This is a genomic window from Aquiflexum sp. TKW24L (assembly GCF_023502205.1).
GTDB lineage: Bacteria > Bacteroidota > Bacteroidia > Cytophagales > Cyclobacteriaceae > Cognataquiflexum.
In genome coordinates, this window is sequence record NZ_JAMFLG010000024.1 from 1 (window position 1) to 23,556 (window position 23,556).

General features: G+C 35.3%; 15 protein-coding genes. 8 read left to right on the plus strand and 7 right to left on the minus strand.

Annotated features, from left to right (window positions below; translation table 11 throughout):
• Together M3O96_RS15090 and M3O96_RS15095 are read right to left on the minus strand one after the other, a co-directional pair.
• On the minus strand, positions 1–5,282 hold a 5,282-nt coding region (locus tag M3O96_RS15090), incomplete at its 3' end, for a Kelch repeat-containing protein (RefSeq protein ID WP_249721898.1).
• A 484-nt stretch (positions 5,283–5,766) separates the two neighbouring features.
• On the minus strand, positions 5,767–5,937 hold the full coding sequence (locus M3O96_RS15095) for a hypothetical protein (protein ID WP_249721899.1): 171 nt from the start codon (positions 5,935–5,937) through the stop codon (positions 5,767–5,769).
• 395 nt (positions 5,938–6,332) lie between these two features.
• Between M3O96_RS15095 and M3O96_RS15100 the strand changes: the two genes are divergently transcribed.
• The 3 genes from M3O96_RS15100 to M3O96_RS15110 all read left to right on the plus strand — a co-directional run bounded on the left by M3O96_RS15100 (position 6,333) and on the right by M3O96_RS15110 (position 9,507).
• Positions 6,333–7,265, plus strand: a complete 933-nt coding sequence (locus M3O96_RS15100; protein WP_249721901.1) for a UDP-glucuronic acid decarboxylase family protein — start codon at positions 6,333–6,335, stop codon at positions 7,263–7,265.
• Positions 7,266–7,309: 44 nt separating this feature from the next.
• Positions 7,310–8,380, plus strand: coding sequence for a hypothetical protein (locus M3O96_RS15105; protein WP_249721903.1), 1,071 nt, complete (start codon positions 7,310–7,312; stop codon positions 8,378–8,380).
• A gap of 128 nt (positions 8,381–8,508) precedes the next feature.
• Positions 8,509–9,507: a glycosyltransferase family 61 protein gene (locus tag M3O96_RS15110; RefSeq protein ID WP_249721905.1), complete on the plus strand. Its 999-nt coding sequence runs from the start codon at positions 8,509–8,511 to the stop codon at positions 9,505–9,507.
• Positions 9,508–9,680: 173 nt separating this feature from the next.
• Here M3O96_RS15110 and M3O96_RS15115 read toward each other — a convergent pair whose 3' ends face one another.
• From M3O96_RS15115 to M3O96_RS15135, 5 genes are all read right to left on the minus strand, one after another.
• Positions 9,681–10,781, minus strand: a complete 1,101-nt coding sequence (locus tag M3O96_RS15115) for a glycosyltransferase family 4 protein (RefSeq protein WP_249721907.1) — start codon at positions 10,779–10,781, stop codon at positions 9,681–9,683.
• 507 nt (positions 10,782–11,288) lie between these two features.
• Positions 11,289–11,867 carry an acyltransferase gene (locus tag M3O96_RS15120; protein WP_249721908.1) on the minus strand — a complete coding sequence of 193 codons (579 nt, stop codon included), beginning with the start codon at positions 11,865–11,867 and terminating at the stop codon, positions 11,289–11,291.
• Positions 11,854–12,771 carry a prenyltransferase/squalene oxidase repeat-containing protein gene (locus tag M3O96_RS15125; RefSeq protein ID WP_249721910.1) on the minus strand — a complete coding sequence of 306 codons (918 nt, stop codon included), beginning with the start codon at positions 12,769–12,771 and terminating at the stop codon, positions 11,854–11,856. Before M3O96_RS15125 ends, M3O96_RS15120 begins: the two co-directional genes overlap by 14 nt.
• Positions 12,772–13,062: 291 nt before the next feature.
• Entirely contained in the window at positions 13,063–14,370 is a 1,308-nt protein-coding gene (locus M3O96_RS15130; protein WP_249721912.1) for a UDP-glucose dehydrogenase family protein, read from the minus strand.
• A gap of 4 nt (positions 14,371–14,374) precedes the next feature.
• Entirely contained in the window at positions 14,375–15,400 is a 1,026-nt protein-coding gene (locus tag M3O96_RS15135; protein WP_249721914.1) for a DUF354 domain-containing protein, read from the minus strand.
• A gap of 738 nt (positions 15,401–16,138) precedes the next feature.
• Between M3O96_RS15135 and M3O96_RS22135 the strand changes: the two genes are divergently transcribed.
• The 5 genes from M3O96_RS22135 (at position 16,139) to M3O96_RS15160 (ending at position 23,517) form a co-directional block, all read left to right on the plus strand.
• The gene (locus M3O96_RS22135; protein WP_249721917.1) at positions 16,139–17,245 is read left to right on the plus strand and encodes a glycosyltransferase; all 1,107 of its coding nucleotides are present in this window, start codon (positions 16,139–16,141) and stop codon (positions 17,243–17,245) included.
• A gap of 225 nt (positions 17,246–17,470) precedes the next feature.
• On the plus strand, positions 17,471–19,009 hold the full coding sequence (locus M3O96_RS15145) for a GNAT family N-acetyltransferase (RefSeq protein ID WP_249721919.1): 1,539 nt from the start codon (positions 17,471–17,473) through the stop codon (positions 19,007–19,009).
• Positions 19,010–19,188: 179 nt separating this feature from the next.
• Positions 19,189–20,115 carry a polysaccharide deacetylase family protein gene (locus M3O96_RS15150; protein ID WP_249721920.1) on the plus strand — a complete coding sequence of 309 codons (927 nt, stop codon included), beginning with the start codon at positions 19,189–19,191 and terminating at the stop codon, positions 20,113–20,115.
• Positions 20,116–20,343: 228 nt separating this feature from the next.
• Complete coding sequence (locus M3O96_RS15155; RefSeq protein ID WP_249721923.1) at positions 20,344–21,231, plus strand: glycosyltransferase family 4 protein; 888 nt, start codon at positions 20,344–20,346, stop codon at positions 21,229–21,231.
• 606 nt (positions 21,232–21,837) lie between these two features.
• A complete protein-coding gene (locus tag M3O96_RS15160) occupies positions 21,838–23,517 on the plus strand; it encodes a GNAT family N-acetyltransferase (protein ID WP_249721925.1) in 1,680 nt (559 codons plus the stop codon).
• The last annotated feature ends 39 nt before the right edge of the window (positions 23,518–23,556 follow it).

The following is a 23,556-nucleotide window of genomic DNA, read 5'->3' on the forward strand; positions in this document are numbered from 1 at the left end:
TTCTGCAATACCGCATTGTTGTTGTTTCCTGAACCGTCAATAAGTGTATTGCCACCGCCTTCTTCCATCTGCCAGTGGCCCACCAAACCCAAATTTGAATTGCTAGCCGCGGTGACTGAAATAGACGAACCTGATGTTAAGTTACCATCCACAGTTGTTGCGCTAATCGTTGCAGTTCCTGCTTCAAGGCCGATCACTAAACCGGACGAATTGACTGTGGCCACCAAGGGATTTGAAGTAGTCCAGGTAACGGATGTATTGGAAGCATTGGAGGGAGAAACAGTTGCTAGTAGTTGTTGGGTTCCTCCAACTTGAATAGAAGCGGCTGTCGGGGTAATTGATATACCTGTAACAGAAATTGTCGTAGTTGAAATTTGTAAACTAGATTTTATGCCATATTCTAGGGTGAGCGTTATGGTTGGATTCTCCTTAAGTCCATTATATATTATTTCCAGGACGTGAGACGAATTTGCCTGTAGGATTGAATTGGATATATTTCCTGAAACAAAGGTAAAATCATTGGCATCTAGGCCACTAAGAGAGATTTTTCTGACAAAAATCCCCTGATTACCTCCGGTAACCTGTAGTGTCACCAATGATCGTTTATCGATGTCAAGGACAAGGTTTGTAGGGCCGGTCAGGTTACTCTCTGTGATGAGAGTCCCTGTTCGGTTATTTTCCCCGTAGTATTCCATATTCCTTTGGTTACCACCGCCCCTGTTTGGTGATCCACCGGCTACCCATACGCCATTACCTGAAACAATCCCTTGGGTTCCATGTCTTCTGAAATTCAAATTACTGCCTGTTGTCCAAGTTTGGCTGACAGGATCAAGAATTTCTGTTAAAGAAAGGGCCTCACTCCTCACCGTACCATCAGGATCATTGGGGATTTCTCCACCGGCAACCAATAATTTGTTACCAATATTTACAACAACAGCTCCGGCTCTTGGTGTAGGGATGTTCATTGCGCTAGGCAATGTACTCCATGAATTGGTGTCAAAATCAAATACATCAACTTCCGGAATAACTGGGCCAAAGGTAAAAACACCGTCTGTGTAGCCTGACAACCTACCGGAAGCAACATAAATTTTATTTCCGATCATGGCTGCACTAAAGTGGTCTCTTGACCTTGGCGCGTCCTGAAGTACAGTCCATACACCCGTGGCAGGATCGAATTGATCGAAAAATGGAACGAAGCCACCACTGTGTCCTAACTTATTTCCTCCAATAATGTAAAACTTGTTATTGTGTAAAACCAATCCTGCAGAACCCCTCCTTCTTTCCAAAGGAATTTCAGGACCCTGCATATATTGTTCTTTGACTGGGTCAAAAATCCAGATATGGGTAGCAGGAGTTTCATTCGGGAAGTTGTTGGTTTCAAAAGCCCCGATAACCCAGATCAATCCTTTGTATTCTATAGCTTGAAAATGATTGAAAGCTAAAGGAGCGACATTGGATAAGGCCCGCCAGGTGTTTTCTTTGTAATTATAAATATCAATGGTATTGGCATTTTCCCGGCCGCCCATGACATAAAAACTTTCGCCTGCCTGAACAAAGGAATTTTCATGTCTAGCGGTATAGTTTTGATTTTCATTTGCAGGAGTCCAGCTATCAAATGGAAGGATTGTCCAAGAAAAGGTGGTAAATTCTTTATTAGGAGTGGGACTGTTGGAATCAGTAGCCCAGACTGTTATATTATAAGGTTGATTAGGAATAGCAGCAGGACTTACTGTTCCATAAAGTCTACCGTTTACTGGTTCGATATCAATTCCCGGAGGTAAATTAGTCGCACTATATAACAGCGTACCTACACCTCCTGTAGCGGAGCAGAGTAAATTACCATCCAATTTTTCATTAATTAAATTTACTTGATCAGGAATTGGATTGGTAAAGACGATCGGCGCTGCAAGGGTGGTGCCTATAATCTCAATGGCATTTATTATTGGATTTCCCGTCCTTTTGATAAATTCTATATTGAGCTGCCCATCCGATACACTAGTCTCAAATTGTTCTACTGCGGCAACACCTAATCCGTACTTTTTTACCAAATCCAAATTGCTTCTAACCGTGCTACCTTCTAACCTAATATCAAATATTCTTTCATTGATATTGACAGATCCGGCACCGTTTTCACCAACGTAAAAATTAACGATATATACGCCATTTGCTAGTGGGATATTGAATCGCATATTTCCGGTATTGGTTTTTTCTCTTTGGGATCCAAAAACTGAATTGAAAGTAGATTCAGAGATGTAACTAGGAACTGATGAATGTTTATTTGCGAATTGAAAAGAACTAGAGGATGCAGTACCGCCATTGACCGAATACCCAACTCCATCAAACATCCCATTTTGGTCATTCGGTACCCAAGTAGGCGCATTATTTTCTCCGATTACTTCTTTTCCACCTCCATTGATCCTATATAGGATCTGATTTGCCCTCACGACTGAAATTTCAAAACTTTGTTCGACAAAGTATCCGAAGGAGTCAGTTGCCCTAATGGTGATCAATCCTGAATACGGAGAATCAGTAAATGTCAGGGTGAGAATTTTGCCTACAATTTGTACTCCTGTTAGCGATAAAATGTTAGAACTGTACGAAAACGAAAGATTTTCTACTCCAAAATTATCGTCGAAATATTCTGCCAAATCAATTTCTCTTGGAGGAGAAGACACTTGTCTTGTTATATCGGGAATTTGATTGATAATATAAGGTTGTTCTCCTTCTACTTTAAAATAATCATAAGTAGTCAAAAATTCTTTGGCTATATCTGCGGATGTACCAAAAACTCCTATGGAAAGCGGTTTTGCAATGCCTTGTATAGCCTCCAAAACACTGCCGATAAGAACCTTAGTTCCTAGGCTGATAATTTCTCTATTCCCGATTTTAACTTGGGGTTCTACTGACCCTAGAGTGGGATTAACCTTGAAAATGAATTCAACTGTTTCGGAACTTAAAGGGCGGTCCCCTTCTGTTAATGGGACAATCAGCGGATTTGAATCGGGAATGTCATCTATTTCCAAAGCAGCCATGATTCCTGTTTTGGTAAACACCAATTTTATGAAATTACTTTGGGTACCATCACCCATTTGGATACCCAATTCCCCATTATGGTCAATATCATAAAACATTTGAGGACCTTGGAATCCTAAAAGTCCTCCGGTTACTACAAAATTTCCTGTCTCAGTGCCAACATTAACACCGAATTGGAATCCTTTTTCTTGGTTATTGGCCAAGCCATTTGCAGTACCGCCGGTCATGGCTATCTGAATAGCACCTGCCGCACCGCCATAAATATCATTTGGTAAAGGGCCTTCATTGAGTCGATCAAGCCAATTCAGCCAATTAGGGTTTGGTGCACCATTGTTCATCAATCCGGTAAAACCTAAACCACGGTATCCTAAAGGTCTGCCCAAGGCATCTGTTTTGTCAGAAAATAACTCATTATTGACAGGTAAACTGGATGGAGAACCCAACTGCAACGGGTCTAATTCATCAAGAATGCCATCCCCATCATCATCAAGATCATTTAAATCTGATATAAAATCCCCATCAAAATCATCAGGTTTAGAAGCACCATCACAGTAATTTGTACCATTATCGATTTCATCCTGATTGGTATAGCCATCATTGTCATAATCAGCATTGGGATCAAAAAAAGGATCTCCCGGAGGAGGGCAGAATGGGATGTTTGAAGGAGTAAGAATACTTACCCGATTATCAAAAGTTGCAACCCAAATAGTTCCCGGGAAACTATCATCATCCCCTTGGCAATGAATACCCAAAGCATTGCCTCCGTTTAAATTCCATTTATCTTCTTCTAATGATAATAGGGATCCGTCAGGTTTTAATCTGACTAAATGTAAAAAACCTTGGTTCCTGCCGGCAATAATAGACCCTTTTAAAACCCCATTAAAATTGGAAGCTTTGTATTCATCCAGCCCATTGCTGTTAGTTTTCCAAATCGTAACAATATCAAGTTGTGGTCCATTCAAATTTCCTAAAAAAGGATCCCGGTAATCTGCTTCATTAGGATTAGCAAGGTTTAGAGGTACGGGAGGCCAGTTTGCCGGTAATGAATTTTGAGCAAAATATTGAAAACCCGGACTTCCAGGAGCAACAGGTTCCAATATTTGAGTTCGAAATATTTCGTTAGGAGTATAAAGAGGGGAAATATTGACCCAACCACCATCATCTCCAATCGACTTCGTATATAATCCCGCTCCGCCGGGATTATGTGGAAATGTGGTTCCTACTGCGTAACCCACTCCTGGATTTGCACGGATAGGAGTGGGATGGCCCCCATAAAAAGAACCAAATTGATAGTTGTTTATATCTTGGGTAATGCGCAGAAGTCTGTCCCGGTTTGTCACGTATTCATTACTGGCAGATTTTTTTGAGCTATTACCTCCGAGTTCACCTAATACATAATTATTGGTGACTGTAAGTGGGTTACCTTCATTTTCCGGTAACCCTCCCCAATTGGAATTGGCACCATTGTCTGTAACTAAAACACTTCCTGATTCTGTCACCACAAAATCATAGGCATTCCTATACCCCGGAGTAAAAATTTGAACTGGTCCGCCCTCAACTAGAATCCCCATATTCAATCCGTCATTCCCTCCAAAGGGATCGCCTACATCTATGCCATCATACCCGGGCTGGTTAGGATTATAAATACCATTGACGTTTGGCCTTGAGGGATCATCGAGGGTAGGAATATTATATTTGAATTTTCTTCCTGATATTGGATCTATTTGGGTGGGCAATGCCTCTAAAGCATCCAAATCCATACTCAATATGGCTGCTGAAAGGGCATATTCAGTAATCCAGGTAAAATTTGTACTGGGTGAACCAGCATTAGTGAAGCCACCACTAGCCACCAAAAGATAAGGTTTGCTATTAATAAGACTATATTTTACTGCGTTTGTGGAATGGTTTTCTTCCGACCTTGGAAGACCCCTTACCAAATCGACTGCATCCCAAGTAGATCCAGTCCGGGTTAATTTGGTAATAATTCCCGAGTTGGTATCCAAAACTTTATCTCCTGATGGCCCCCCCCACTTAGGGTCACTTGAACCAACATAGATGATTGGGTTCGAAGCGGTCCCCACAACCTCAATACCTGTAATTTGCCTGTTTGACCTGCCATCCCATGCTGCGGTTCCAGTGTCGTCGTGATTTGGGATTGATCTGACTAGGGAGATTGTCTCAATCCCTGTAACCCTATAGCTATTAAATCCGGTACTTTCAATACTATAAACCCTTATAAGGCCATTCAATTGAGAAAGATAAAGACGATTGTCAGGACCAAATTTTAAAGCAGTTCCTTGTGTAGGAGCTGTGTATCCGTTAAAATTAAGAGTTGTAATATCAAATTGGACCGATTGAGATTTTGCATAAAAACTCCCAAAAATAAACGGGATCAAAAATAGAATTTTTGAAACTTTTTTAAATGACAAAGAATAGGATTTCATAATCTACTTATTAATGGATGGAAAAATTTACTTTGTGTGGTTTTTGCGAGAATTGATGGAATATTCCACTGGATTTATAACACAGTTCAAAACTAATAAACTTAATAATAAATACAAAAAAATGACCTATAAAATCTTAAAATTGAATTTTACAATAAAACCTAACTACCTTAAATAAGTATTTGTGAAATTTTATTCAATCCGACTTTCTTTTCTTTGGATTTCTGCAATCCTACTTCGGGATTGAATTGACGCTCTGTCAAATATCCTTTCACTAAGTATCTTCGGTTTAGTTTGTAGCAGATATAGTTTCGATGTACTTTTCCTTATCCACCCTGTTTTTTCTCAGGTCACTTTTCAGGTTGCTGACAGAGTGTGACCCCATCTCCGGTTGATCTCCCCACCTTTGGATGAGGGATCTCCTGTACATGTATATCCAAGAAGTATTCGAAGTCATCATATATGGCAATCTCGTCTATTTGAAGACCCGAATCTTTTTTTAATAATGCCATTTTTGAACTTATCTACACTTTTGACCTTTTGGTTCTCTTGTTTTTATTTTAAAATCCCAGAATTATTGGTTTGATTCACCTTAGTATCAAGAAGGATAGATGAGACAGTAATTAGGAATGCCTAAGACTTTTTCTGGATCCAATTGGAATATTTTTTACAAAAAAATGAGTCTAATCCAAGAAAGTGTATCTGTGATAAAAAACTTTTCCATCAATTTTGTTTGGGTGCCATACAGAAAATGAGGTTATCAGAGTTGACTCTATTTATCAACCTTGGATTTAATTAATCAATTTAATATGTTTGGCAAATTTATTTTGATATTTACTTTGTTAATTTATAGACATGAAAAGAATTTTGGTCACCGGTGGAGCGGGATTTTTAGGCTCCCATTTATGTAAACGGCTTTTGGACGAGGGAAATGAAGTAGTATGTGTGGATAACTTTTTCACAGGACGCAAAGTCAATATCCATCATTTGATGGATAATATCAACTTTGAGCTAATGCGTCATGATGTGACTTTTCCGCTATTTGTGGAGGTTGATCAGATTTACAATTTGGCTTGTCCTGCTAGCCCGGTGCATTATCAATTTGACCCGGTACAGACCACCAAAACAAGTGTGATTGGAGCTATTAATATGCTAGGCTTAGCCAAAAGATTGAAAATTAAAATTCTTCAAGCCAGCACTTCTGAAGTTTATGGAGATCCCGAAATACATCCGCAACCCGAATCTTACAAGGGGTCTGTAAATACTATTGGAATTCGTGCCTGTTACGATGAGGGCAAGCGTTGTGCGGAAACTTTATTTTTTGATTACCACAGGCAACATAAAGTAGATATTAAGGTGATGCGCATCTTTAATACCTATGGTCCCCATATGCATCCCAATGATGGCCGTGTTGTTAGTAATTTTATCGTTCAGGCTCTAAAAGGAGAGGATATTACGATTTTTGGTGATGGTATGCAAACCCGAAGTTTTTGTTATGTGGATGACCTGATCGAAGGAATGCACCGGTTGATGAATTCCCGTGAGGGGTTTACTGGTCCGGTCAATATTGGGAATCCAGGTGAGTTTACCATGTTAGAATTGGCTCAAAAGGTTCTTCGACTTACAGGCTCCAAAAGTCAATTGAAATTTTTGCCTTTGCCACAAGATGACCCCATGCAGCGAAAACCTGTCATAGATTTGGCTAAAAAGGAATTGGGATGGGAGCCTAAAGTACAATTAGAAGAAGGTTTGATGAAGACAATAGCTTATTTTGAAAAAGTTATTTAAACTAAAGAAATTGCTGAGACCCATCCACATGTAACGATTAAATAATGAAAATTACTGTTTTATTTAATCCTAAAAAGATTACGATTCTTTACACGATGTACCCTTTTTGGATTTCAAAGTTTAGAAAAGAATTTTTGTTCACCACAGACCTTGAATGGGTAAAAAAATCTGATAAAAATAAAAAACTTTTGTTGATTGGTTGGTTTTCAGGTCAGGATAAAGAGGGATTGCACAAACAACTATTGGAATTACTATCTAATAAGTATGAGGCCATTTCCTACTTTGATGACAATGACGGGACTGAATCCCATTATTTGGATTTGCTGAAATATTTTAAAATTTATTACAAAAAGCAGGTATTTTTTGATAGGCAAAATTACCTCTTGGATTTTTATGGCAATAGAATCTTCACAGATTACTATCACCGAAGATTGGGAATCACTGAAGCCCCTTTGCCTAAGAGTTTACCAAAAGTTGAAAAACCTGAGTATTTAAGTAAGATAAAGGTTTCTTGGAATTTAGCTTATGGCCAATACCCAATTTCAAAACATAAACGATTCTTAGCAAGGTTGCTTTTCAAATGGACAGGGGAGGAGTTTATGAAGTATATTTTCTCTTCCAATATTATCCATAAGCAATTACCACAGCCAAATGTTCTTAAATGCCAAGCAAGATTTGGATTTAAAGGGTATAGGACATCAGTTGGATTTCAAAGAAAAATGTTTTTAGAGAAAATAGCCGGGAATGACCTTTTTTTGAGGGGGCAAATACCTTTCGAAGAATACAATAAGGAGATAAAAAATGTTAGTGCCATATTAAGTCCATTTGGATGGGGTGAAATTTGCTTCAGGGATTTTGAAGCCATTCTCAACGGTTCTGTTTTGGTAAAGCCTAATATGGACCATGTGCAAACTTGGCCAAACGTTTATATATCAAACCAGACCTACCTACCTGTCGAATGGGATGGCTCAAATTTAGAATCACAGGTTTCTTCTCTGTTTGAAAATGATTCAATAATGAATGAGATGCGGACTAAAGCTTGGGAAACTTTGAGACAAGGATATTTTCAAATGGATGAAAAAATAGTTGAAATTTTGGAAGATTTTGGCCGATAAGCCATGGTATATTTACCCCAAATACCTTTCCCATTAATGACCTAAATGATCATTTTTAATCAAAACAATTACTATAATTTAATTGTATCAGTTAATTTTGGGATTTTCTGTAGTGTAATAATATTTATATGATAAAAAATATTGTCCTGGTAGAGGAAAGTCTAGAGAGGCAAATACCGGAAAATTTCAATAAAAAGGACGATCATTTGTTTAAAATGTATTGGGAAACTATCAGGCCTGAATGTCATGTTCACCTCATTAATAATGCGTATATCATTAAGGATACTGTTTTTCTGCCAAGTAAACTTAAGTTTTTTGATAGGTACACGCATTATAATGGAGTCTCTTTTTTGGGGAAACTTATGCGTATTTATTTATGGGTTAGTAAGAGAAAGATAATTCTGGGAAAATCGGTTTGGATCCATGATAATTTTAGTGGTAATTATTTCCATTGGTTTGCGGAGTGTTTACCGAGATTGCTTTTTTCGGAGGCTTTTCAGGAAGGTCATGTCGTTATTCTCCCTAAAAGCCTGAGTAAATTTTCCTTTGTCAAGGAATCGCTTGATCTGATGGGAGTCAAATTCGAGTTTTTTGAAAAAAATCAAAATTATGTAATTTCTGAATTGATCCTTACAAGCTTAATTGGAAGGATATCTGAATATAGAAAAGAGCTTCTAGTAGAAGTGGGGCATAGACTTAAAGTGGGTTTCCTTAATATAAAACCATGGAGAAAAATTTACATTCGGAGAAAGCCCGCAAAAGCTAGAAATATTTTAAATGAAGAAGCTGTTTTAAAGGTAATGGAAGAGTTTCAAGTTGAAGTTCATGATTTTGAAGGATACAGCTTAATGGAACAAATCAAAATAATAAATGCCACCTGTTTGCTTGTAAGCATTCATGGGGCAGGGTTGACAAACATGATATTTATGCCCTACACAGGAAGTGTGTTGGAATTTCGCAATGAAGTAGATGGGGGACCTTCCACAAATTGTTATTTTAACCTTTCATCCGAATTAGGTATTAAATATTTCTATTTAACCAATAAAAGCACATCCCCTAAGACCAATCATGCAGATTTTACAATTGATATTAAAAAATTGAGAGGGGTACTCAAAGAATTAGAATAATTATTGCATTTCCCCTTTTATGATCTTGCTTTTCATTTTGGTTTCCTTGCTGATTCTAGATTATTTTTTTTTGCAAGATTATCTTGCTTTTCCAACCAATTTTAGAAACTTTCAATACCTGAGTTTTTCATTCGACCAAAGTATTACTAACCTGAGGTAAGTATCTGAAACCTTTAATTGGAGGAAAGAGTATCTTTCAAAATAATTTCAAGCCTTTTGGCGACTTTGTTGGTGTAAAAATTTTCTTTGGCAAAATGATAATTATAATTACTTATCTTATTAAGAGCCTCAGTATCAAGTAATAATTTTTTTACTTTGGAAATTGTATCATTGGATAGGATCTCGGAAGGTTTTATCGAAAGACCCATTTTACCTTCAACAAAAAAATCCTTTACACCACCGACTGTAGAGGTAATTAGAGGGAGTCCAAAAGCCATGGCTTCTAACAAGGAAATTGGCATTCCTTCCCCATGCATGCTTGGGAAAAGAAATATGTTTGACGAAGAAAAGACTTCTTTTTTCTTCTCTCCTGATAAATAGCCCAAAAACTCTACATTCTGTATTCCTTTTAATTTGACGTACTCCCTCAAAGCGTCCAGTATTGAACCACTACCGGCTATTTTGAAAATAATTTTTTTTTCTGGAAGTTGAGTTTGGAGTTCCTGAAATAAATTAACAGCTTCAAATACACCTTTTTCTTTTTCAACTCTTGCCATAAATAAGAAAATCAAGGGTAAATCATCAGTTTCATCCCAACTTTTCTTCGGGAAAAGACCATTTGTAAGTAAAGAATCAACAACTGTAGTTTCAAGATAGATTTTTTGATCGAATCCCCATGAGATCAATTTTGCCTTGAACTCCGAAGCAAGAACAATCAACGCATCAGCTTTTTTAAATGATTTTAAGGGATATAAGCTTGATTGATTGTATAAATCTGTTTTAAGTTCATAATCTTTATCCCAGCCATGAAAGAAAACGACTATTCTTTTATTTAAAAGTTTTAAAATTTGAATATATATTTGATCTCTTGTGCACCCCGTCGTTGCAAAAGAAGTATTGATTAAGTATATGTCGTACTGGTTGCTAATTAATTGAATCAAAAAGCGCGAGTAGTCCCTGAAATATTGAAATATCACCTTTGGGCTTTTAATGGTGCTTTTATTGCCTCTAAAAAAAAACTCATAGTTGTTTCCCATCACCTTTTTAAGTGAAGAAAAATATACAGCCACCCCTCCGGGTTTATCAAAATAAGGCGTAAGTATTAAAACTTTCATATAATTAGTGTGTGGAAAGGAATTTTAAGCAAATCAAATTTATATAATTGTATGGATAAAGATTTATATAAAAAGGGTGATTACCTCAAAAGCTGTGCCCCATAAATTGTTGAAATAGTTTTGTGATAAAATGAAAATATTTTCCGGTGAATTTATTTAAAATGAATTGATTTGCCTTATGTCTGCTTTTTTCCAATTTTGTTTAAAAGTTTTAATATTTCAACAGACTTCAGTATCTTAAAGGTTAACAATAGATTTTTAAATTTAAAAACCACAGGGGTATTTTGCCTTATGCAAAAAACAAATACCATATTTGGCAAGTCCTGCTATTTTGGGGTCATTTTCATAAATTACTATAAAAACTAACATTTTAGTATGATCTAAATGCCTACTGTTTTTGGATATTATGTATGAAATTGTTTTTGAATTTACCCAATAATGGTTAAACCTTAAGATGATGAGATAATATAATTAATATATAGCTTTTCACGCAATAAGTTCCCTCAATCAATGAAAATATCTTTTGTAATTTCTATTATAGCTAAGATGGTCAATATTCCTGTTCCTTATCTTTTTTGCTGGATTTCCGCCATAAATAGACCAAGGTTCTGTATCTTTAGTAATTACAGAATCTAGTGCAACTGCAGTACCCTCCGCCACTCTTCTTCCGGGAAGAACAGAAACTCCTAAGAATAAACTAGCGTTATCTTCAATAATTACGGAAGCCCCTACTGTTTTATAATCGGGGTCATCCAAATCGTGTCCTAAAGTCATGATTTTGATATACCCTGCCAAATCCACATTGTTGCCAATTCGGATTCCTCTTCTTCCGTCTAATAAGGAGTCATGACCTATAGAACAATTTGACCCTATGACAATATTCCACGGAGAATATACCCTTAGGCCCATCTGTATATTTGTATTCTTTCCAATTTTCATTCTATAAAAGTACCTATAAATAATTTTTCTTATAAAATAGCTTGGAATTTTTGACACTAGATGATTGGCAAAGCTTAAGTAAAAAAAATGAAAATATTTAATTATTTCACCCTTTAATCCACTTTTCTTTAATCTATTTGTTTCCATGTCCAATGCTCTTATTTTGATAAAGGAAATAACTAAGCCCGGCAAACATCCATGCATTATTCCACCGCATAAATATGTTTTTGTCTTTGTAATGTTTGTGAATTCTAAAATAAAAGCCTCCTTTCTTATCCTGCATGTTTTTCCCCATCCATAAGGCCACTTTCTTTGCCATATCTAAATACCCAAATCTACTGAGAGACAAGAGAGACTGTGCTGCAGCTGTACTATCAATTGGATAAATTTTATTGTCGTAAAACTTTGGGATTCCTCCATTTTCAAAGAAATGATTAACATAAAAGTGTAGCCCCTTTTCGAATTCATGGCTATATTCTTTGTCTTGGCAAAGAGTCATATAAGCATCAATACAATCCAAGTTGTAGCCGGTATGGTAGTTGTCAGCCCATGTTCGTGCATCATGCATAGCATAAGGCCAAGATCCGTTCTCTCTTTGAACTTGGGTAACGTATTGGACTGCAATTTTTGCGGTTTTTTTAAGTTCCGGATCCAAATTAAAGTAATATGCTTGCGAGAGTAACCTAGCAGCTTTTAAAGAAGCGTTCAACACAAATTGATTGTCAACCGGGGAATATGAAAAACAAAACAGTTCACCTTCATAAGAACGATTGAGATCTTTCAACACAAACTTGCTCGCATCTAGAATAATTTCTTTTATCTTTTCATTTGGAAAAATCAAATAACTTTCAAAAAGTGAATTAGTTATTATTCCGGTCGCTACGCTTGTGGGTACATAGGCATTGATTTTGGTATATCGGGCCTCCCAATCAAAATCATAACCCCAGCAAAAACCACTATAACCGGTTGACTTGTTTTTGACCAAAAGATCAAGTAAAAAATCAATTTCTTTTTTGTAAAATCCCTCATCTGACGGAATAGCCTTTCCCAAATAAGAGTATGCTTGGATGCAAAGGCCAATTGTTACAGGATTTAATCCCTTTTTTACCAATAGAATCCTTCTTAGATTGATGGGTATTCTTTTACAAACTTGTTGAGCTCCAAACCTAATTATCCGAGACCTTAGAATGGGAAGTTTAAAGTAGGGAGACAAAAGAGTGTCATAAGGATCATACCCCTTATACCCATTTGTTCGAATATGCTCCTGCAATTTTAATATAGAAGAAAGAATAGCATCCATTTGGAGAAATTATCTTTTATAAGTAAACTAAATTAATTCCAATTACCAGCACAATCCATGATAATTTGATAGGTTCTCCAAGTCCTCGATCCGGACAAGGTCAATTACCGCAGATTTTTTGGAAAGTGCGGATTTATGTTTGTGACCATCAAAGTTTTTGTGGTTGATTAAAATGATATCCGCACTTTCAATCGCCTCCATAGGGTCATTGGTTATAAGATCGGATAAATGAGGCAAATGCTCATCAATAAATTGTTTATTGGCACCCACGAGTTTTGAAAGGTGCACATTTTTATCATAAATCGATAGGCTATAACCTTTACCAATCATTTTTTCAGCCAAATCGACAGAAGGACTATATCGTAAATCATCTGTACCCTCCTTAAAACTTAGACCCATCAAGGCAATTTTTTTCTTTCCTGTTCTTTGGATTATCTCGAATGCAAGTCTTTTTTGGTTTTCGTTGGAATCATGAATTGCATTTAGAACAGGAGAAAGTATATAATGATCATGTGCCAAAGTAACCATTCCTTTGAGATCTTTGGGAAGGCAAGAACCGCCATATGCAAAGCCTGGCTTGAAATAGGCCGGAGAAATATTGAGGTGGGTATCTTTACAGAATATTTGCATTACATGGTGGGAATCTATCTCCAAAGCCTTGCAAATATTTCCAACTTCATTGGCGAATGTGATTTTGAGAGCATGAAATGAATTGTTAACATATTTAATTATTTCTGCAACTTCAATCCCTGTTATCTCAATGGGTGCCTCAAGTTCTTCATAAATAGACGCAACTATTTTTAAGGCTACTTCATGATCTCCACCAATCACCGTTACTGAGGGGTTATAGTAGTCTTTAACTGCTGAACCTTCCCTGAGGAATTCGGGATTGGAAACAACAGAAAAAGCAACTCCTCTTTTTTTACCCGAACTGTTTTCAATGATTTCGCCAATTTTTTTATTTGTACCTGGCATTACAGTACTTCTTATGACTACAACATGGAATTCATCTTTTTTGCGAAGAGCTTCGCCAATTTGTTCTGCTGTTTTATAAATGTAACTTAAATTCAAATGACCATGGCTGGATGAGGGTGTACCGACACAAAGAATACTTACTTCAGAATTTAACACAGCTTCCTCGGCAAATACTGTAGCAGTAATTTTTCCTTTTTGAAATTCTTCTGAAATGATAGTATCTATATCCTTTTCGACTATGGTAGGTAAACCCTTATTAATAAGGTCTACTTTGAATTGATTTACATCTACTCCGATGACTCTGTGTCCATTTTTTGCAAGACATCCTAGGCTTACGCATCCGACATAACCTAATCCAAAAATTGAAATTTCCATTATATTAAAGTTTAATGTATTGTTTGATTTTATTTTCCATAAAAGTGTTCATATCATCCCATTGGCACAATAAATCACCCCGTATTTTTTCTTGAACGCCCTTATCAGTTTCAGTTTTGAGTGATAAATTAATTGGTGATATGGCATTATCCAGGGGGTAATGTTTCAAAATTCCTCGATCTATAAGAAGCTGATTGGCTTTCATTTCTCTAATCCCACAATAAATACTGGGTACACCAAGCATTGCACCTTCTCGGGCCATACTGTCCCCTGAAGAAACCGTAAGTTTAGAAAAATAAATGAGAGAGTGGATATCTTCGATTGGTTCCTCCATAATGATCCAGTTTGGGGGGAATTTTCCCTTGATAGTTTTGTCTTCAAGTGAAAGCAAAAAAGGATGTGTTGGGTCGAGTTTGCCTGAAAAGCTACAAACAATAGCATCCATTTGATTATAGTAATTGAAAGATTTATTACTTACTTCTCTTACAAATACATATTTGTAAGGATTTAAACCATATTTGGCCAGAACGGATTGATTTGGCGTAAAATATGAAGGGCTTAAGTAGCTCCATTCTTTCAAACAATTGAACCATTCAATTTTTGATGATTTGTTGGTTATAGGTGGGAAATATAGTTTTGTAGAAAGAATTTCATTTATTTTATTTATTCCTTTTCTCTCCGGATCATCATAAAATTGCAGCAATGGTATCCTACATATGCTACAAGCCAATGCGAGTGGGGCACTGCTTGCCGCAATACATATATGAACTTTCTTAGATAAAATAAATTTAATGAAATCAGCCGTCCTTATAACATTACCATTCCAAAAAATGGACCATCTTGTTCCTTTGCTGCTACCGATTTTAAAGCAGTCAAAACCCGGGTATTCTTTTTCAATTATTTTTGACAATTTACCTCTGTCAAGATAGCAAATTGTTACGTTCCATCCCTGTTGCTGAAGCCTTCTGGATATGTTTTTGAATAGATTTAATTGGGCAGGATGTTTGATATCGATTAAAATATTTTTCATGTTTTATGAAACCTGAGATGAAAGCGGTTTTTATATTCAAAGGTAAAAATTGTTAAGTGACTAGATTTTGTTTTTCTTTCTAAACTCTTTTGTAAACTTGTCTTATTTTTTGAGACTCGGTTTTATTGAAAATAAGGAAGGCGTCATTCTTCCATACAAAAATAGTAACTCGTAAATCTACAAATTTTGGGTGGTTATCAATGCCTATTTCCATATTCCCATTTTCATCTACGGCGCATCCTGTTTTCGATAAACGTAAGAAAATTCAAAAGAACCTATATCTGGAAATAAAAATAATGGAATAACAAAAAGCAAAATTTTACATTACAAAAATATGTTAATAAAATTGGTCTTTTAATGTAATGGCAATCTTAAATCTGAATTATTTGGATTAATAGCCTCAAAAATAAATATAATCTTTGAAATTCTATATTACTTTTGTTCTAAACATATTAATCATCACCGTACCATTTCTCATTCTTACCAATTACCAGGCAAATTATATCTGAGGTCAAATTTTGTCCCGCTGATAGCTGCTTGTTTACGATAATAGGCAACATTCCCATATTTGTTTTTATGTTTTTATCCCTACACTTTAATTATTGTTTAAGTCATAACTAAAAACATTGGATAATCCTCATGATGAGGTTTTATTGGTATCTTTTCAAAGGATATAGTGGTTAGGATGGTTAAAAATATTTAGTATTGGGATAGAATTAAACCGCTAAATTTTCACTTGTGGATACCAAAAAAATTACCATATTATTTTTTATAGGCTCCTTAACCTCAGGAGGTAAGGAAAGAAGATTGTTAGAACTTATCACATTTTTGGAAAATGATGAAAAATACCGACTGATTTTGGTTACCAAAAAGACAGAAATATATTTCGAGAATTTTAAATTTTTAAAGATGGAATGGGTGGAAATGGAAAGTGAAAGAATTGGATTAAAAACCTTTTTTGACTTTTTTGGGATTGCAAGGAAAGTAAAGCCCGATGTTATCCACACTTGGGGAAGTACCTACACGCTTATTACATTGCCATATTTGTTCGTTAATAGAGGTGTTAAATTGGTAAACAGCCAAATCACTTCAGCTCCACCTCGGGTCGGCCGGGGGGAACAGTTAATTTGTCGAATTAATTTTATGTTTTCAAATGTAATCCTAGCCAATTCTATTGCTGGAATTGAAGCATTTAATGCCCCAAGGTATAAGAGTAAGGTCATATTTAATGGATTAAATTTTAAAAGATTTGAAAATCTTAAGCCAATATCTGATGTTAGGATGCTTTATAATTTGGATAAAAAGTATACTGTAATCATGGTGGGTTCTTATTCACCAAACAAGGACTTTCTAAAATTCTTTAGAATTGGTATTGCAGTTTCCAAACTAAGAAGCGATACCAAATTTATAGGAATTGGATTTGCAAAAGGTCATGGTGAGCGTTTATTTCAAGAATGTGAAGAGATAACTAAGGATTTTCCTAATTTAGTTCCAATGCCTGGGTCGAGCCAAATAGAGTTTTTGGTCAATGCATGTGATATTGGAGTTCTTTTATCTCCAAATGGGGAAGGATTGTCTAACGCTATTTTGGAGTATATGGCATTGGGAAAGCCAGTAATCGCGAATGATGCTGGGGGTACCAAAGAAATTGTTGAAAATAAAATCAATGGATACTTATTAAATAATGAATCTGAGGAGGAGATAGCAATATTGATCAATGATCTTTTAAATGATCCTCGGAAAATGGAAATAATGGGGAAAAACTCAAGGGAACGGATTTATAAGGATTTTTCCTTAGAAAGAATGGGGACAGCTTTTGAGAAAATTTATCAGGACCTTTTATAACAAAAGTTTAATTTAGATTATTACAAGATAATATTTTAAATGTATTTTCAAATCTATAAATTTAATCATTATAAAGTATAAAGGATGAAAACTATTTTATATCTGGGGTTCAATTGTGTAAAATAATGATTTGCAGTATTTTTAAATGGATTCAAATTTTGTGAGGTCTAAGTAAAATATCATCTCGTTAATCAACAAAATATTTTTGTGTAAATTACAATCAATATGGTACAAGTTGAAAACGGCAATAATTCTCAAGTAGTTTTTCTTGAGGGTGAAGCCGGCTTGAAGGAATTATATGACCCTAATTTATTGAACCAATGGAATCATTTGATGCAAAATTCATCGGTATCCTCTGTTTTCCAATCTCCTGATTTTGTTCTTCCTTGGTTGGAAGAAAACAAAAATGATTATTCTCCTTTAATCCTTTTAATGTATTTAAACGGTACGTTAGTGGGGCTTTTGCCACTTGCAAGAAAAATTGACGCCAAATCAGGGCAATTGTCAAAACATTTGGTTGGATCAGGTCATTTCTATGCAGTGTATCAAACTTGGTTATTGGTAGACGGTAATGAAGATTTTTTTTGGAATAAAGGCTTGATCGGATTGATGAATCATATTCCAGGTTGCGAAATCAATTTAAAATCTTTGCCAAATCTGGAATCTTTTAAAAAAATGGTTTCCAATAATAAGGTTAACAAATACAGTGTTATTGAGAAATATCATAATCCAATTTTAGGGTTTAAATTGGATGGTTATCAAAAAATCATAAACAAAAGGCATTTTAAGGCCAAGTTTAACAGAGTTAACAAGAGTGGAGAACTTCATTTCGAACATTTAAACTGTTTGGAAAGACTACAGCTTGCTTTGAATCATATCGAAGTTTTTCATAACCTTAGACAGGGGGCAGCATTCAACAAAACCCCATTCCCTTTAGATAAGGAGGAGAGGAATATTTTTATTGAATGGTTTAAAAAGGGAATACTTCATGCTACTGCTCTTTGGTTAGATGAAGAATTGATTGGCGCCGTTATCATGATCAAAGATGGAAAACATACAGTTCATTTGGCCGGATTAATAACATATTCCCCGTTACATGGGAAGTATTCGCCAGGATTGGTTCATTTGTATTTGCTTGTATCAAGGTTAAAAGAAGAAGGTCTCACTTACTTAAAACTATCTCCCGGATATGATTCATATAAAGAGAGATTTTCTAATGAGAGTGAGGAATTATTTGAATTGCTAATTTCAAACAATAGATTTTCTTTACTGAAAAGAAAATTTAGAATCTCCATTAGAAATTTCCTTATTATGAAAGGAATTCGTCCAATGGAAGTAAGCGTTTGGATCGATAAAAAGAGAGCCTTATTCAAAAACAAGTGGTTTAAGTTAAAAAAAGGTAACCCTCATAAGGAAGTTGACTGGATTCTTTTTTTGAGAAAGATTGAGCAGACAAATGGAAAAGAGTTTAAGGGAGATATTGACTTAAGGGTTATGGACATTTCCCAATTACTTTTGGTTGATGACTGTACCTTTGAAATAAGCCGATGGGAATTCTTGAACGATGCATTGAAACGTTTAGAGGAGAACCAAATTTTTTATACTTTGACCCAAAAAAACAGGTTGATATTTTGCGTATGGGGGAAGAAACCTGAAAAGTTGTCTGATGTGAATGATGATTTGAAGATTTCCTACATTCCCAAAAACATTTTTGCGGCATTAGATATTGATTTCAAACAACTTAAATCTTGGAAAGAATATTAATATTTGCTTGATAACTGCAATAAAATTCGTTTTTTTGTCCAAGTATTCTTTACTTGATTTTTATAAATAAATTTAATCAAATTTCACCCATTTATTTAAATCAATTTATTTATTATCCCGCTTTATTCAACAAATATCTGAGGTTTATTCACCAAAATACTATTCCCTAGATTTTTATTATGAAATTTAAAAACACTGTCATTAACTTCCATGTGATAAAAAATTCTAATTGGATGGAACGTATTTTTATTTTACTAAAAAAACACTATAAGTTTGTTTCTCTTTCTGACTTGGAAGATTTTTATTACCACGATATAGGACTTAAAAATGCATGCCATATCACAGTTGATGACGGTGATATCAGTGTCTACACTCATTTATTTCCAATTATAAAAAAATACCAAATTCCTATATCTATTTATGTTTCTCCTTTGTGTGTCAAAGCCGGAGAAAATTTTTGGTTTCAGGAGATAGTTGGCTATGATTTTAAAAAGTTATTTGAATATTTCTCAAAGGTATATGCTCACGAAGCACATTACGAAGGAAAACACCAACTCTATGCAGTTTTGAAACAATTGCCTATTGAAGAACTAATAAAGCTTATCGATTCTTTCAGAATAACCGAAGGGATTGAACCAAAATCCCGTATGGGGCTAAATTTGGAACAATTATTAGAATTGAAAGCCTCGGGTCTTGTTGAAATTGGGGCACATACATATAAACACCCAATATTAGCCAATGAGGACAATCAAACAGTTACGTACGAGATCGGATCTTGTATTTTAGAATTGGAGGAAATGATTGGAGAAAAAGTGAAGTGGTTTGCCTATCCTAATGGTATTCCCTCCTTAGATTTTTCCAAACGTGAAATGGAGATTCTTAGGGAAAGTGGAATAAAATTGGCTTTTTCTACAGAAAACAAAAGGTTTTCAAAAAGTGATGATCCTTTAAGTGTCCCAAGAACCGGGATATCCAAAGGAAATATTCCATTTATTTTCGCAAAATTGTTTTTTGGAAGTAGATGGGATATATTGAAAGGATTATTTAATTCAAATAAAGAGTTGGAGATCAGAAAAAAAATGGTTTCACCTCAGAAAATTTCTTAATCTAATATTATGGGGCCAAGTGATCTGAGAGTACTTATTTTTGTTCCCCATTTTTTCAAACCGGGGGGAGTTGCTCTGTTTTACAAATCCATGCGGCCTTATTTCGAATCAAATTATAAGTATTTTTTCAGAGGGAATAGGTCTTCAAATAATGAAAAGTGGGCTATTTTCAGTTACCTATTAGATTATACAAAGTTCCTGATCTATTTATTGATAAATAAAACAGATTTGATAGTATTAAATACTTCTTTAGCCAAATCTGGATGCAGCAGGGATGCCGTCTTCATCTTCATTTTGAAATTATTTAAGAAAAATTTTATAGTGTTTTTTCATGGTTGGAATAAAGAGTACGAAGAAAAGGTTGAATTGAATTCGGGTTTTAATAAATTTCCTTTAAATCAGTTTAAAAAGGCCTCCTCCGTGGTGGTTTTGGCCAAAGATTTCAAATCGAAATTGGAATCTTGGGGTTTCAAACAGGAGATATATTTAGGAAGAACTGTTGTAGAGGATAATTTGGTAAAGGGATTTAAGAACCCAATCCTGAAATTTAAGGATGATTCTATTTTCACCTTTATTTTTTTAGCTAGGTTAGAGAAGTCAAAGGGTATTATAGAGGCCATTCAGGTTTTCAGAGAAATCCAAAAAAGAAATTCAAGTAAGAAATTTCAATTTAAAATAGGAGGAGAAGGCGGCTTCTTTCAAGAGGCTAAAATTTATGTTGCTGATAATGGAATACCGGGAGTTTTTTTTCTTGGTCATGTAGATGGGCTAGTAAAGAGGCAACTGTTGGAGGAAGGTCATTTTCTCCTTTTCCCCTCATACAGTGAGGGGATGCCTTTATCAGTTTTAGAAGCGATGGCTTTTGGTCTCCCCTGTATGGTTACTGCCGTTGGTGGACTAAAAGATTTTTTTGTAGACAAAAAAATGGGCGTATTGCTTGACAACTTGGACATTGAAAAGGCAGCTGAATCTGTTAATTCAATTATCAATGACCTTCAACTGTTGACAGATATTTCCACCACCAACTTCTATTTTGCCCAAGAGCATTTCCTCGCCTCTCATATTGCAGAATCCCTAAAAGAATTAATTTTAACTGTTTACAATAGAGGAACTTGATACTTAAATACCTGAAGTCCAAACTGTTTAATGAGACAAAGAAATGGTTTAATTTCCTCTTCTTGGTAATTTGGCTTTATGCTATTATTGCTTCCATTTCTGATTAAATAGAAAAATGGAGGGTTTGGTGTTTATTATAATCAACCCGAAAATGCTAGGTGCCTATTGCCATTAAAATTAATTTCTTGATATTTTACTTAGATATTATTTGGGTTTTTTGTTTTAATGTATGTACGCAATTATACCTGTAGATTGGATATCCATTTAAATTCTTATCTGCATACTGAAATGCCCGGTACATCGGTCTTTCGTCCCCACTGAAGAAGAATATAGGGTTACTGGCAAAGAAGCGTATATACATGTTTGTTTTTAAATTTTCCCGTAGGTAATTAATTTAATTTTTTAAGAGAACACATTAAAATAAATTTGTGACACGAAAATTGATTTATTAAATATATGTTTTAAGGTTAATATCTTTCTTGACGTTAGAGAAGTCTTCTTCGATGTAGGCTGTTTAGGATTTCATTTCAATTTGGAAACAGTTTATTATTTTGAATTTGTCCATATTCTATTACTTTTAATAATCAAATAAGTCTCTAAAATCTAATGAACATTTGTAAAGTACTTTTGCCCTCTCAATCTCGCGCCTTGGCCTTAGATCAGAGATTTTTGATGGCTTGGGATGAATTGTATTCTACTTGCCCTTGGGCCACTGTTTTTCAATCTAGAGATTTTATTTTGACTTGGTTTGATTGCTTTTTTGAATTTCAACCAACCATACTAACCGATTGGGACGGAAAAACTATGCATGGTTTATGGATTTTAACCGAGTCAAAAAGGGGTTTTTCAGGGCCTGGATTGGATTTGGCTGAATATCAAGTTTGGCTTTCTACTCCACAAGTTCAACAGACTTTTGTAAAAGAGGCCTTGAAGGTATTCTCAAAAATTTTCCCCAAAAAATCTATTCATCTAAAATATATCCCAGGTTCCACTTCCTTGGAGGTATTTAATAGAAGCAGTTTTTTCAAACCAAGAACTGCTTGGTTAGACTTTCAACAACCAATTATGGAAGTGGACAAGGCTACCCTCCAAAATGAACTTAAAAAGAAAAATAGAAAAGAAAAAATCAATCGATTAAAAAGATTAGGAGAATTGCAATTTTCCCAAATCACCGAATTGGAACAGTTTAAATCTCTAATTGATGAGATGACCCTTCAAAGTGATTTCCGTAAAGGAGCCCTTTATAACAAGACTTTTTTCTATGATGAACCTCATAGAAAGGACTTTTTGCTACGATTGTTTGAATTGGGACTTGTACACGTTACGGCCCTTTCTGTAAATGGTACCCTTATAGCTTCCAACGCCGGGGTAATGGGTCGGAATGTAGTCCATTTACAGGGCATCAATAGCCATTCACCTTTTTATTCCAAACATTCCCCCGGTATACTTCATTTTCTGATGTTTGGTATCGCATTGAGTGATGCAAATATCCCTGTTTTTGACCTAACTCCCGGAGGTGCTGATGGCTATAAAGCTGTCTTAGCAAATAAAAATGACGAAGCCTACGAATTTTGGTATGGACCTAGGGCTTTTATAATTTCCAAAAAAATCTCTTTAAGATTAAAAAAGTGGCTCAAGTTAAAACTCCAAGGTAAAATGTTACGAAATATGGACCTGTCCAATTTCAACGTCTTGATTCCTCAACTCAAAAGTGACCTGACCTTTTGGATAAATCGTCAATTTTGTTTTTTGAAAAAAGAAAGAGTCAATTTTTTGGAAAAGCGAACTCCGGTTTTCGAATTCTCTTCTAAAACAGATGGCATTAATGGGGGAAAATTGCAGATTCCCAATATAGAGCCTAAGCAATTCGAGATTTCTAGAAACAAGCTATCCGACCTTTTTTTATGGAAGCAAAAAGATTCTAAAATACCAAGAATGAAACTTTTTCAAGATTGCTTGGTCCGTATAGAAAATGGGCAGGAGATATATACACTAATCAGTGAGGGTTACCTTATCGGCATTTGCTGGTGGATTCCATCTTCAGCCAATAAAGGAAATATAGATAAAACCAAAGACCATTCACACTTTGGATTCCCCTCTCTAACCTGTTCTTATTATGTGGGTGGAAAGGAAGAACTTTTGATGGAATGGATCAATTGGATGCTATTCAATAAATTAGCCCAACAGGACCCCTTGGAAAAAATTTTCTTGGAAGTAACCAAGGAACAAAAAGAATTGTCAAAAATAGTTCTGGGATCAGAATATTGGAAAGCAATAGTGATTTAATCCCGAATTTCCAAAACAAAAAAGGTTGCTTATTTCTAA